This window comes from Vibrio sp. 2132-1, assembly GCF_033344315.1.
Genome location: NZ_JAWPON010000005.1, coordinates 291815 through 304956, shown reverse-complemented (window position 1 = coordinate 304956; position 13142 = coordinate 291815). Strand labels below are relative to the sequence as shown.

The window sequence follows — 13142 nt, the reverse complement described above, 5'->3', positions numbered from 1 at the left end:
CGCGGCTGCAACCCTGCTTGCTCAAAATCTATTCAAACATGGTTGTGCTTTGGGGAAATTATGAGGGGATCCCTCAGCGCTGGGTACGCTTTTCTTTTGCAACAAGGAATGCCACTTTCCCGTTAGGTGACAACAATACGCCACTATCGACGTGCGTCGCCAGTTCCGTAGATTGGCCGGAGAGTAAATCAACAACCACGGCGCGATATTGTTCGCTGCCGTCGATATCTTCCGTGAAAAGTAGCGTGTCACCATTCACTTGCCATTGACCAAGTTGGTAGTACTGATGCGCAGATTGTCGTTCATCGAAATCGAACACCACGTTTTCTGGTGCATGTTGACTCGCACGGGATAATAGTAAGTAACGACCATCGCGACGCATTAGCGTCCACTCTCTTCCACTCACGATCGACCATGGCTTATCACCTTTGTCTGCCACCATGGTATCCCACTGCGTTAGTAGGTTTTTTGTCAACGTCTGATAACTTTTTTGGTGCTGTTCAGTTTTGTGGTTTTGTTCTGTTAGGTAGGTAAGAACTCGCTCATCTTTACGAGCATCATCTCGAAGCCAGTTGAAATCATCAGCAGCAAAGCCAGAACTAGAGGTAATTATGAGCCCTAAAAAAACATGAGTAAATTTCATATAGAGAGCGAATTCATTTATAGGATTAATACAATGGCGCGTATTCTGCCCTTAAATAAAAATGAGATCAATTATCATTTTCATAATCATGTGAAATTTTTATCTAGTGTGTGAGGAAAAACGTTTGCTTTGACCGAGGTAATAAAACTTAATAACTTCCTAAATTAGCGTTCTATGCTGTTTATATACAACCAGACAAATATAAAAGCTGACAAACGAGTGAGTATGGAAAGACGCTATTTCACCTAGCGACAGACATAAAAAATCCGAGTGCGAACACTCGGATTTTTAAGAACTAAAATCAATGGGAAACTACAGCAGCTTTTACTCTTCAGAGCTCGGTGCCGCTGGTTTTTTCTTAGGGATGAAGACATCATCACCCACAGATACGTTTTTGTAGAAGCTCTTGTCACGCTTAGCTGGTTTTTTCGCCGATTTTTTCGCTTGAGGGCGAGCTTTCTTTGCTGTCGCTTTCTTATTGCGGAAATCTGGTTTAGGTGGCTTAAGGCCTTTAAACTTACCTTTCAAATCTTCGAACACTGAAAACTCAAGATCTTGTTGTAGGTATGCTTCTACACGTTTAAAGCTATCCCAGTCTCTTGGACCAACAAGAGAGATTGCATCCCCTTTGTTTCCAGCACGACCAGTACGACCAACTCGGTGTACGTATTCTTCGGTATGCTTTGGCATATCGAAGTTGATGACGTGTGTCACAGTTGCAATATCCAAACCGCGGGAAGCAACATCAGTCGTTACAAGGATCTTAAATACTGCGCGCTCAAACTGACTCATAATGGTGTTACGTTGAGTCTGGTTCAAGTTACCACTCAGTGCTACAGCCTTCAGTTTCTTTTCGTTTAGCTTTTCTGTTAGTCGCTCAGTATCATCACGCGTTGCCGTAAAGATAATAACTTGACGATATTCAGCCTCAGAAAGAACACGATCTAAAATTGCCTCTTTATGATCCAGATGATCACACAAGTAAAATTTTTGCGTAATATCTTTATGTTCTTCGTTAGAAACGCCGATAGCAATACGCTTTGGCGCATTGAGCATTTCAGCCGCGATTTCATTGACGTCTGCATGATCTAATGTCGCAGAGAACATCAACGTTTGACGACGACGATGCTTGGCTGCTTTATGAATGCGACGAAGCTCTGGTGCAAAGCCCAAATCCAACATACGGTCTGCTTCGTCAAGAATCAGTGTTTCCAAACCATCCAGATAAAGCGAACGATGATCTAAGTGATCAGCCAAACGTCCTGGTGTCGCCACGATAAATTTCGGGTAACGACGCAGAGCTTTTACCTGATCGTTAAAGTTCTCACCACCCAAAACCAGTGCTGCTTCATAAGATAGGCCAGCTAGCATAGAACGAAGCTCACCATATACTTGTTTCGCTAACTCACGAGTAGGAGCAAGGATAACCGCGCGAGGGTCTTTCGCAGAAAACGATTTTGTCTTTAAAGACTTATGAAGCATTGGCAATACAAACGCCAAAGTCTTGCCCGAACCCGTTTTCGAAGATGCCAATAGATCCTTGCCTGCAATCGCAACAGGAATCGCCTGCTGCTGAATGTCAGTCGCTTTTTTAAAATCGTAGTGTTTTAGGTTCTTCAACAATCGGTTGTCTAGGCCTAGATCTTTAAATTGCAAAGTATTCTCCAATAAATCAGTCAGCGTCTGAGCGCTCTGTAGTGTCGTTTCCGCTCTAACGCAGCAAAAAAATAAAGCTCGGTATAATACCGCAAATCATAGGAGTATAGATAGAGATCACACAAACTAATTCCCTGTGGTGAAGGTAAAACATCATTTGTGGCTCAGTTCAGAGTAAACCCTAGCCTTTTTGATGTGCATCTGAACGTGAAGTTCAGTGAAAGGCCTTTCAGATATGTCTTCTATTCTTCAACAAAACGACGTAAATAGCAGTTATTTGGGCCAATAAACTTTCATTTGTGTCAATATCGTCTAAATTATTGATATCAGGAACGTGGCAAATACACCTGCTATGAAAACTGTTGTGAGAGCGAGGGAGAAGATAGACTATTCACCTTTGTTAAGCTCAGGTAAAAGTTGACGTCAGGTACTCCATGAAATTCTTGGGTTTTTTTGACTTTTGCTACATCATGTACTGATAAAATGTAACCACATTTAACCTCGCTACTGTATAAAATAATAGTTGGTGGCGAGACTTTCACTATAAGCAAGGAGTTCTTATATGAACAAAACGTTGATCGCAGCTGCAGCAACTTCAGTACTTCTACTAGCCGGTTGTGCTTCTTCTGATGACGCAGCAACAGCAAATGCAGCAAAATTAGACGAACTAAGCAACCAAGTTAGCCAACTAAGCCAAGACGTACAAGCTCTTCAATCTGACGTTCAAAAATCAGGCGCAGCAGCAATGGCTGCTCAAGAAGAAGCTGAGCGTGCTAACGAGCGTATCGATAACATCGCTCAGTCTTACACTAAGTAAGATTTGATACCGCGTCTTAACGCCCGTTAAGGCGCGGTTATTTCGACAGGAACCCCATTCTGTGCAGCGATTGCTGCTTTAGCCTTCACGTTTTTCATACCGAATTCATCCAGCCACCACTTTAACTCTTTCGGCACTTTGAGTTCATCTTTCTCGCCATTACTACGAGTCAAAGGCTCATGTGCTTCTAAGAACACACTTCTGTCAGGTTCAAGTGTCATTTTGATAGGCTGATTAATGATGTTAACGTCTTCGCCGTTACGAACCTTGTCAAATAACCACTCAATGTCACTTGGGTCCATACGAATACAACCCGCGCTGACTCGCATACCAATCCCAAAGTCCTTGTTGGTACCATGAATTAGGTATTCGCCATTCCCGTAAGCTAAACGCAATGCAAACATACCAAGTGGATTATCAGGCCCCGCAGGAACAACGGCTGGTAGATCAATGCCCTTTGCTTTGTACTCGGCACGAATAGAGGCTGGAGGAGTCCATGTAGGGTTCGGTCGTTTTTGGCTGATACGCGTTGTCATTACTGGGGTATCGCGCCCTATTCGGCCAATTCCGACAGGAAATACATGGACAATATCCTCTCCTTTCGGAAAGTAATACAAGCGCAGCTCGGCTAGATTAATAACGATACCTTTATAAGGTACGTCTGGGAGGATTAGCTGTGTCGGAATAGTAAGAACATGCCCCTCTTCTGGTAAGAAGGGATCCACGCCTTTGTTTGCGGCCATTAAACCTAGCATACCCACATCGTAGAGCTTAGCGATATTTGCCATGGTTTCGCCTTCTTGAACGACGTGGTTTTCAAGGCGACCAATTAAACGGCTTCCATCCTCTGGTAATTCGTACATCTTAGCGAATGATAGACCACTCACTAAAGATAACGACACAGATAGCAGGGTACGTTTTGCGAAACTCATTGATCGCTTTTTGCTAAGCATTTCACTCTATTCCTTGGCACTTTTAAAGAGCTGTAAGGTTATCTCTCTTTCTGTCTTGTGATCAACCATCGGCTTGTGATATTCCAGTAAAGAAAAGCCCTCCCAAGTCCAAGGTTTATGGATGTATTTGTTCGGTACACTTTTGATTTCTGGTACCCAGTGGCGCACAAATTCACCATTAACATCGAACTTTTCGCCTTGGCTTATCGGGTTGAAAATACGAAAGTATGGCTGCCCGTCACAGCCCGTAGAGGCAGACCATTGCCAGCCACCATTGTTCGCTGCAAAATCGCCGTCCACCAGCTTACTCATGAAGTACGCTTCTCCCCATCGCCAATCAATATGTAAGTCCTTGGTAAGAAAGCTCGCGACAATCATACGTAATCGGTTGTGCATCCAGCCTGTTTGATTGAGCTGACGCATTGCTGCATCAACGATTGGGTATCCTGTTGTTCCTGTCTTCCATCGCTCAAAGGCTTTCTCATCATAGGACCACTGGATTTTATCCTCCCAATCGATAAATCCTTTGCCTTTGACGAGTTTTGGTTCGAAAACCAATAGGTGCTGATAAAACTCACGCCAAATGATCTCACTTAGCCAAGTTGCTTTCCCTTCTGTAAGGTCATTTTGTTGATTTTCAGCATACAAACGAGCAATACACTGCCTTGGTGATAGTGCGCCAATCGCAAGGTATGGAGACAGTTGGCTAGTGCCATCAATAGCTGGAAAGTCTCGCTCGCTTTGATACGCGTCACTGCGCTCCCGTGCAAATTCCCTAAGCTGCTTCAAAATATCATTAGTCGAAGCCAGCCAGTCTTCACTGGATTCTCGAGGATAGCTAAATGTGAAGCTTGAATTAAATCGAGCCGACTCTAATTGTTCGAGTACCTTTTTATTGAGTGGCGCTTGCTCGTGAGGTTTTACTACCGTCGGCATATGGAACTGCGTTAACCAAGCACGCTTGAATGGCGTAAATACCTTAAAATATTCGCCTTGCTTATTAAGAACCGTCGTTGGCGCGTGCACACATTTGTCATGAAACAGTTCAAATTCGATATCGTGAGAAGCTAACGCTTCACTTACTTGTGTATCGAGCTCTCGTTCGTTCACCTCATAGTGAATGTTTGCCATGACAGACGTGGCTTCAAGTGTTTCCGCCCACCCACTAATCACATCTGTACAATCGGAAAACGACGGCACCTCTTTGTACAAAAAAGGAATATTAAGGCTTTCAAGCTCCTCGTTAAGACAAGCTAAGCGACGAGCAATGAGGTCTGCCTGCATCGGCGCCATGTGATGCTCCCGCCACTGCTCTGGCGTCGCGATAAAGCAAGCGACGACAGGCTGACCTGAATCCAATGCCGCTTTGAGTGCCGTGTGGTCTAACGTACGCAAGTCACGTCGAAACCATACTAAAATCATGGTAGCTCCTATCTTTTGTCTACTAAGTTAGGTGTAATTTCTCTATCACTTCAGAGCACCCCATCCGATCACCTAGCTGTGCGTGAAGCATTTTGATGGACGCTACTTGTTTAGCAGCTAGTGCTTTATTGGAGAAAAGGTAGATAAACGAACCATTTTCAATGACCTCGTGATCTAGTAGACCAGAAACATCATCAACCTTATCGATCAAAGTCGTGTGATACCCTTGTTCACAAAGCTTCGCTGCTTGAATCCAACTCTCAGATTCTCTGTTTTGTTCAAAGCTAATGAGCAGACACTTTCCTTTGGAAGCGGCTTTGTTTTCAGAATCGATAACAAGGGCAAGACGAGTGATCAAACAAGTCTGAAATAACCCCACCTGCAAGGATCGCAACGATCCTTTTACCATATCTAGCGCATCAAATACTGGGCTAATAAACTGATCAATAACGAGTTTTAGTGGGTACTCTTTAAGAACAGAGGCAAGTAAACTCTCTGCTTTTCCTCGATTCAGGGTAGACAGCGCAAGCAGCATGTTTTCAACTTCTTCGAGTGTGCGAACCTCGTTTTTGACTTCGACATCGGCGCTTTTTCCTAGCAGCCCCTTCACTTTACCAATCGAAATCCCCTTCGCGAGCCAACTCTGGACTTCGCGAATCGTATCGAGATCTTGCTGGCGATAGAGTCTGTGTCCTTTTTCAGTTCGCTGAGGCTGGATCAAGTTGTATCTTCGTTGCCAAGCTCTCAGCGTAACTGGTTTTACACCCGTGATTTCTGCGACATCTCGGATCGCGTATAGTTTTTCTTCTGAACTACAAACCATAGCGTAATCTCATCTCCTGCGGATACGGTTCTAAAAACTTCTGTTTTGATAAATACTCGTCTGGGTAAGTATTTAAGTAATGCTTAATCAACGTAAGTGGTGCTAGCAGAGGCAGCATTCCAATACGGTAGTCGTGAATCACTGTCGCTAACTCTTCTTTTTCTTCTTTAGTTAGTGAGCGTTTGAAGTACCCTTGTAAATGCATCAACACATTTGTGTTATTTTTGCGGCTAGCCCGATTCGTTAACGCCTTCATCAGTCCTAAACGATACTCTTGGTAAAAGTCTTCAATTTCATAATTAGCGACATCGGCAACTAAGCGGCCAAGGGATCGGTATGACTCTGGGTGGTGTGCCATTAACGTCAGTTTGTAGCGCGAATGAAAGTCGATGATTTTGCCACGAGTAGGCTCACCATCCATCGAGTCGTAAAAGTCATTTAGACAAAATACTCGAGTAATAAAATTTTCTTTCAATACAGGGTCGTTAAGTCTGCCATCCTCTTCAACAGGCAACCAAGGCATTTTTTGCATCAATGTTTGTGTATACAAGCCAACACCTTCTTTCGCAGCACTGTTCTTGCTGTAAACCTTGACTCGCTCCATGCCACAAGTTGGTGACTTGGCACAAACGATGTAACCACAAAGCTGCTCGCTTTGAAGTTCATCTACTTTATTGGCCGAGTAAGTGAGCATATTGTCGGTATGATCATTTTCTGGATTTTTGGTTTCAACCAATGCAACACGCTCTTCATTAGAAACAAGACGAATTGTTGGACGGGGTACTGGCATACCTACGCCGACTTCAGGGCATACCGAAACAAAGTCAAAATACGGGCTGAGCTCTTTAGTCACAAAGTTGCTCACCTTATGACCAGAGTCAAAACGCACTCGTTCACCCAAAACACACGAACTGATACCTACTTTGATTGAAGATTCCATGATGACGCATCCCTATACAAAAAGTTTTGTTGTATAACTTATAGCAAGCCTTTCCAGATTGTACAAGAAAATAAGTTGTACAATTTAATCGTTTTACTTCACTCGAAAGTATTTCGATCAACCAGCTTTCAGAAAAAAGTTTGGCCCAAAAACAAAGAATTTGTGCGCGCAATCGACAAACTGCTCAAAAGCAAATCGATTGCTCTTTTGGTTTCAACAGATTTAGTTATCAATAGGAGTTGCAGTTTCTAAATGCGTGGTTTTTGTGACTAAGCTCTCAAGGGGCTACTGTACGTCCCGATATTATTGCCTCAACGAAAACGAACAAGTTCAACAGAATTGGTAATAGCGTTCTATAATAGAGGCGTTTTATCAAAACAAAACTTTGGAGAGCACTTATGGCAACCCCACACATTAACGCACAACCAGGTGATTTCGCTGAAACAGTTCTGATGCCAGGCGACCCGTTGCGCGCTAAATACATCGCTGAAACGTTCCTAGAAGATGTGAAACAAGTTTGTGACGTTCGCAACATGTTCGGCTTTACTGGCACTTACAAAGGCAAAAAAGTTTCTGTAATGGGCCACGGCATGGGTATCCCGTCTTGCTGTATCTACGTACACGAGCTAATCGCTGAATACGGCGTGAAAAACGTTATCCGTGTAGGTAGCTGTGGTGCAGTACGTGACGACGTGAAACTAATGGACGTTGTTATCGGTATGGGTGCTTCTACAGACTCTAAAGTTAACCGTATCCGTTTCAACAACCACGATTTCGCAGCAATCGCTGATTACGGTCTTCTAGAAGAAGCAGTTAACCAAGCGCGCGCTCAGGAAGTGCCTGTAAAAGTAGGTAACGTATTCTCTGCAGACCTGTTCTACACACCAGAAGCAGACATCTTCGAGAAGATGGAAAAACTAGGCATCCTAGGTGTAGACATGGAAGCGGCTGGTATCTACGGCGTAGCAGCTGACCTAGGCGCGAAAGCACTGACTATCCTGACAGTTTCTGACCACATCATCCGTGGTGAAAAACTAAGCTCAGAAGAGCGTCAGAAGTCGTTCAACGACATGATGAAAGTTGCACTAGAAACTGCAATCAACATCTAAGAACAAATAGTAAGTAATAATTTGCAGCCAGAGTTATGCTGGCTGCCCGAATTATCCCGAGGGGGCGATTGTGTCTAACGGCGAACTGCCAAAAGACGCAGATGGGTTACAACTCAACTTTTGTAAAACATTGGCGTGTGACAACTTTGGATTGAGTGATGCAAAGCGTTACGTTCTGCAACATGCGAACCCTAAGCGTCCGGCGATGGTATGCCGTGAATGTGGAGCTTTCCCCCCCTTACTTAATAATCGCGATGTCGTGAACGAACTTCATCGCCTGCGGCACGTCCACAGTGACGGGTTGCCTGCTTGCCGTAATGATGATTGCGACAACTTTGGACTTTCTGTCCACACTCACAAACACCTCTATCACGCTTTCGGTTACAGTGGCGATCGCCAACGTTACCGCTGTAAAGTGTGTCAAAGTACCTTTGTCGACAAGTGGTCTGGTGCCAACAAGAAGCTTCAATTTCAAGAGAACTTGATGGGTTTATTGTTTACGGGATATTCCGTACGAGAAATCTGCCGCAAGCTTAGTATTAACCCAAAAACCTTTTACGATCATGTTGACCATATAGCTAGCCGCTGCCGCCGCAAGCTGGCAACCATTGATGCGCGCTGGGTAAACCACGCAACGTATTATGAATTGGCCTCAAACTATATTGCATTGCAACCGAACAGCAATAATGGTGTGTATTGGATTGTTTCTGGCGAAGCGCATTCTGGCTATATTCTTTGCCAGCACGTCAATTATTCCGCTGATGAAGAGCCAATCGCAACGCTCGATCATAATCCTTACGAGGAGGTGTCTCGTTTTGTTTCCCAGGAGTATGTAGCGGAAGCAAGTGAGCCGCTTGCGGAACCTTCTTATCACCTCAGAGAGCGAATTGACCAAAAATACCAAACAATTTTGGCTCGCGGTAACGTAGAAGACCCTCTTGGTAATCTATCTGTATTTCATTACCCTTCAAAAGGGGCATTAGTCCGTCCGCCATACACCTCGTATGCACACTATTTGCACGTACTTGATATGTGCTGCCCAAACAAACGTGTATCTCTATACATGCCTCAAGATCCCCTACTACGTTCAGCTGCACTGAGCGTTTGTTTACCTCGTATTAAAGAGAAAAGTGTCGACTTGATGTACGTAGAAGAGGACGCTAGTTGGGACATGAGCACTCCCTTTGGCAAAGTCGATATCGCCTATATGAGTTGGTGGCGCGATCGTTGGGCAATCTCTAGTCAAAACGAAAACCACAAAGGCATTTGCTACCTCGCTGGCGATCAAAATGAGCCTGAAAAATGGTTTAACGTTGCGACAACTCGTCATGTGAAGTTTTATCAAAACCGCTTTCAGATTCTTTTCGAAAGCTTCATTAACGAGCCACGTCGCAAATTACGACCTGCTGGTATTTTACCTCTTTTAGATATATTCAGAGCTTGGCATAATTTGTGCTATCAGGATAAACAAGGTCTTACCGCTGCACAAAGGTTAGAAGTCTCTGATGCACCTTTGACAATCAAACAGCTCCTATCGTAGCTATTCTATTGGTAATTTAGATGTAGTAATTAGGGGTTGTAACGGTATACATTACGGCCCCTGATCGTTTACCAAAACGTTATCCGCATCGCTTTGGTAAAGAAACATGCATCTAACCACTTAATATTAGGTGTGATTTCCAGTTCGATAGTCATGGATGTGAACGTTGGATAAAAACCAAATTCAGCTAGAAGATGATCTCACTAAGCTTAAAGGCCAAATAAAATCGGCCCCTAAACATACCTTTAATATTGCGCAGCAATATCGTATCCGCGCGGAACAAATTTTATTTGTGGACGGAGAGATCAAAGCCTTACTCATCATGGCGCAATGCTGTTGGTGCCTAATGGATTACCGACAAGGCTTAAAACTCGTCAAAGACGCTTACAGCAAACAAACACAGCTTGAAACCGACGATCATCTCCCGGAAATTCTCCATCTTTTTGCACTCCAATATTGGGGCCAAGCAAAGTATTATTCCGCGCAACAATATTGGATTAATGCGCTCGAACAATCTGCTCTTGTTGATGATGTTGAAATTCAAATCGAATCTCTAATTGGGCTTGGTAATGTATGGCGCATCACTAATGAACACCAACTTGCCGCTTCAACTCATGAGTTAGCCGTTAAAGTGGCAAACAATGTTCGTATTGCTTGGTTAGAAGGCAAAGCGCGCATCCTATTAGCTTGGGACTATTACTTACTAAATAAGTTTGTCGAGATGCTTACGGTACTAGATGGAGCAACCGAAGTATTAAAAGATCATGATGACAGTACGTGGCAAGCCGAGATCTGGGACTTTAAAGGGTTAGCACTGCTTGGACTAGAACGCCTTGATGCGGCCGAAGAAGCCACCCAAAAAGCCCACCAGCTTGCCATTGAGCATGACCTCGTTTGGATGAAAGCACACTCTTTTATTAGCCGAGCAAGACTTGAGCTTTTGCGCCAAAATACAGACAGCGCTGCCAAGTTGCTACTTGCAGCAGAAGAATCTGCACTCAGTTTCGACCACGGTGAGCTACTCAGCCAAATTTGCTTCCAACAATCACGAGTCGCTGAAGAACAAGGTGACTTTGAGTCTGCGTTTAACGCGTTCAAGAAATACCGTAAGCACGCACTCAAAATGCTCAAAGAACAAACTCATCGAATCAGCATGGATAAAGCAAGAGGCTCTAAACGCCAACTAGAGCAGCGAGCACGTAAGCTGATCAATCATATTCGCTCTCAACACGAATACGACCCTGAAAAACAGTTCTCTAATGTCGTTTCTGAGACCTACTGGTGGGAACAGTTAGTTTTGTTTAAAACGGAGCTCAAACGCTCTAACCACGCCATCATTATGATTCAGCATTCAAACCCCGAAGTTCTCGATGTTTGTACCGAGCTCGTTCATGCATTGACAACCTCCAGCGACCTCATCTCGAGAATTTCCAGTAACAGGCTAGCAATGTTAATTGCAGAAAAAGGTCAAGCAGCAGAAGAGGTCTACCGCACTGTCCAAGCGATGTTAGACATCTATCCATGGAAGCGACGCGGAATCAAAGGCCCTAAACCGATACTGTATTTGCAAGATATCCTGACCTTCCCATTCACGTTAGAACAGCTCGAAGAAAGTTATATTGAGGTAATGAAGAATGGAACAACTGCTTAGCAAGGTGACTGACGCAGGTATCGATCCTTCTTCCGTTTCAGGTGAAGAAGCGATTACGCTATGGGAACACATAGGGTTACATATTGCGTCAACAAACCGAGAGAAAGCGCATTGCTATATCATTAGCGCCGAGTATCGAAGAGAGATCAAACAGCTCAACGACAGCATTAGTGAATTGAAACAAGCGCTTGAGTTGCTTGTTTTACCAGAGGATGTAGAAGATATTCTTTCTGTGAAAGCAAGCTTGAGTGAGCGTTTAGTTGAAGTAGGTGACTACAATGCGGCATTAACCGAGTATGTTGCTTCAACCAATATCGCCGTCGAGTACGGCTATATTGATGAGTACGTATTGGCCATTATTGGAATGGGTAATTTGTGCGATGCCTATGGGGATCACCAACGTGCATTACGTTATTATCAAAAAATAGATGCTATCGATCACGCTATTGGCAGTCGATCCCTACGCCTTCGTTACAAGCTGTACATGCTTGCATGTTATATCAGCTTAAACCGTACCGCAGACGCCAAAGAACTATTGAGTGAATGTGAAGAACTGAGCATTCTCGTCAGTGATAAAAACCTCGCCGCACAAATTCACCTCTACCGAGCCAAATTACATCGTCTGCAAGAAGACTACCCCAATGCGTTGCTGGCTATTTCGAATGTTCAGTATACAACGGGTAGTGCCACGACATACTGGTTATCCACGATGGTCAAAATTGAGACTGCGTATTGTCTAAACGGTGTAGGGCACACTTCTTTAGCTAATTTAACGTTGGACTCCATCAGTAAAAGGATTCAAAAGCAGCTATCTCCTATCGTTACTCAGCATTTTTATAACGCGATGAGTCAAGTTTACGCCTCTCAAGGGTTGTATCAAGAAGCATTAAATTGTGAAAAAAAAGCGCATAGAATCGAATCTGATCTTGTAAAACATATTCCGATCGGTGAGTTAGGGTCTGCTCAACTACGCCGACTTTCACGCTTTGAGTTACAACTCAAACTCATTTTGTCAGAGCTAGAAAACAAAGAACTAAAAGAAACCACCAAGCAGCATAAAAATACTGTTGCTCAGCTACAGCAGGACGTCTTTACCGATCCACTTACGTCTTTACACAACCGACGCTGGTTAGAAGTTAAACTAAAAGATCTACTTCTGCACGATACTGCATTTGCATTGATGGTCATCGATATCGATCACTTCAAATCCATCAATGACGAACTAAGCCACTTGGTTGGCGACAAAGCGATCAAAAGTGTGTCACAGGAACTGGCGTCCTACTTCAGATTTAAAGGCGCATCGTGCGTACGATTTGGTGGTGAAGAGTTCCTCGTGATCCTTGAGAATACCCAACTGGAACGAGCAGAAATGCATGCCGAGAATTATCGTGAACGGATTTATCAATATGGTTGGGACGATATTCTTGGTGAACGGGGGCTGACCGTATCCATAGGGATTACCTTGCATCGAGAAGGCGAGAATACTCAGCGAACTTTTTATCGTGCAGACAAAGCTCTTTATCGCGCCAAAGCCAATGGCAGAAACCAAGTCTGTACCGAACTTTAAACCATGCCCCGGTTGACATCT

Annotated in this window: 10 protein-coding genes and 1 pseudogene; 5 read left to right on the top strand and 6 right to left on the bottom strand. The window is 44.0% G+C overall.

Features of this window, described 5'->3' with window-relative positions:
• Nucleotides 1-76: 76 nt before the first annotated feature.
• Both R8N47_RS07760 and R8N47_RS07755 read right to left on the bottom strand, forming a co-directional pair.
• Nucleotides 77-643 (bottom strand): annotated as a pseudogene (locus tag R8N47_RS07760) (S9 family peptidase); the annotation flags it as partial.
• Between the two features lie 324 nt (nt 644-967).
• A complete protein-coding gene (locus R8N47_RS07755) occupies nt 968-2311 on the bottom strand; it encodes a DEAD/DEAH box helicase (RefSeq protein ID WP_064354914.1) in 1344 nt (447 codons plus the stop codon).
• A gap of 550 nt (nt 2312-2861) precedes the next feature.
• On the opposite strand from R8N47_RS07755, the gene R8N47_RS07750 reads away from it, so the two are divergent.
• Nucleotides 2862-3116 (top strand): Lpp/OprI family alanine-zipper lipoprotein, encoded by a 255-nt coding sequence (locus R8N47_RS07750; RefSeq protein ID WP_005375145.1) that lies wholly within the window; start codon nt 2862-2864, stop codon nt 3114-3116.
• A 26-nt stretch (nt 3117-3142) separates the two neighbouring features.
• Here R8N47_RS07750 and R8N47_RS07745 read toward each other — a convergent pair whose 3' ends face one another.
• From R8N47_RS07745 to R8N47_RS07730, 4 genes are read right to left on the bottom strand one after another with little or no spacing between them, the layout of a single operon-like run.
• Nucleotides 3143-4069 carry a L,D-transpeptidase family protein gene (locus R8N47_RS07745; RefSeq protein ID WP_005383933.1) on the bottom strand — a complete coding sequence of 309 codons (927 nt, stop codon included), beginning with the start codon at nt 4067-4069 and terminating at the stop codon, nt 3143-3145.
• Nucleotides 4070-4075: 6 nt separating this feature from the next.
• Nucleotides 4076-5491, bottom strand: coding sequence for a deoxyribodipyrimidine photo-lyase (gene phrB, locus R8N47_RS07740; protein ID WP_033906725.1), 1416 nt, complete (start codon nt 5489-5491; stop codon nt 4076-4078).
• A gap of 22 nt (nt 5492-5513) precedes the next feature.
• Nucleotides 5514-6314: a MerR family transcriptional regulator gene (locus R8N47_RS07735; protein WP_005375142.1), complete on the bottom strand. Its 801-nt coding sequence runs from the start codon at nt 6312-6314 to the stop codon at nt 5514-5516.
• Nucleotides 6304-7254, bottom strand: a complete 951-nt coding sequence (locus R8N47_RS07730) for a YbgA family protein (protein WP_005383935.1) — start codon at nt 7252-7254, stop codon at nt 6304-6306. Before R8N47_RS07730 ends, R8N47_RS07735 begins: the two co-directional genes overlap by 11 nt.
• 398 nt (nt 7255-7652) lie before the next feature.
• On the opposite strand from R8N47_RS07730, the gene deoD reads away from it, so the two are divergent.
• The 4 genes from deoD to R8N47_RS07710 all read left to right on the top strand — a co-directional run bounded on the left by deoD (nt 7653) and on the right by R8N47_RS07710 (nt 13121).
• Nucleotides 7653-8363 (top strand): purine-nucleoside phosphorylase, encoded by a 711-nt coding sequence (gene deoD / locus R8N47_RS07725; protein ID WP_005375140.1) that lies wholly within the window; start codon nt 7653-7655, stop codon nt 8361-8363.
• Nucleotides 8364-8433: 70 nt separating this feature from the next.
• The gene (locus R8N47_RS07720) at nt 8434-9903 is read left to right on the top strand and encodes a lactate dehydrogenase (RefSeq protein WP_213913628.1); all 1470 of its coding nucleotides are present in this window, start codon (nt 8434-8436) and stop codon (nt 9901-9903) included.
• Between the two features lie 166 nt (nt 9904-10069).
• Nucleotides 10070-11554 (top strand): hypothetical protein, encoded by a 1485-nt coding sequence (locus R8N47_RS07715; RefSeq protein ID WP_005375137.1) that lies wholly within the window; start codon nt 10070-10072, stop codon nt 11552-11554.
• Nucleotides 11538-13121: a GGDEF domain-containing protein gene (locus R8N47_RS07710; RefSeq protein ID WP_053307917.1), complete on the top strand. Its 1584-nt coding sequence runs from the start codon at nt 11538-11540 to the stop codon at nt 13119-13121. The genes R8N47_RS07715 and R8N47_RS07710 overlap by 17 nt, the downstream gene beginning before the upstream one ends.
• The last annotated feature ends 21 nt before the right edge of the window (nt 13122-13142 follow it).

What these genes read in the sequence shown, in the direction of transcription:
- R8N47_RS07745 (WP_005383933.1), bottom strand. Translation starts at nt 4,069, where the DNA reads ATGCTTAGCAAAAAGCGATCAATGAGTTTCGCAAAACGTACCCTGCTA.
- R8N47_RS07710 (WP_053307917.1), top strand. Translation starts at nt 11,538, where the DNA reads ATGGAACAACTGCTTAGCAAGGTGACTGACGCAGGTATCGATCCTTCT.
- deoD (WP_005375140.1), top strand. Translation starts at nt 7,653, where the DNA reads ATGGCAACCCCACACATTAACGCACAACCAGGTGATTTCGCTGAAACA.
- R8N47_RS07730 (WP_005383935.1), bottom strand. Translation starts at nt 7,254, where the DNA reads ATGGAATCTTCAATCAAAGTAGGTATCAGTTCGTGTGTTTTGGGTGAA.
- phrB (WP_033906725.1), bottom strand. Translation starts at nt 5,491, where the DNA reads ATGATTTTAGTATGGTTTCGACGTGACTTGCGTACGTTAGACCACACG.
- R8N47_RS07750 (WP_005375145.1), top strand. Translation starts at nt 2,862, where the DNA reads ATGAACAAAACGTTGATCGCAGCTGCAGCAACTTCAGTACTTCTACTA.
- R8N47_RS07735 (WP_005375142.1), bottom strand. Translation starts at nt 6,314, where the DNA reads ATGGTTTGTAGTTCAGAAGAAAAACTATACGCGATCCGAGATGTCGCA.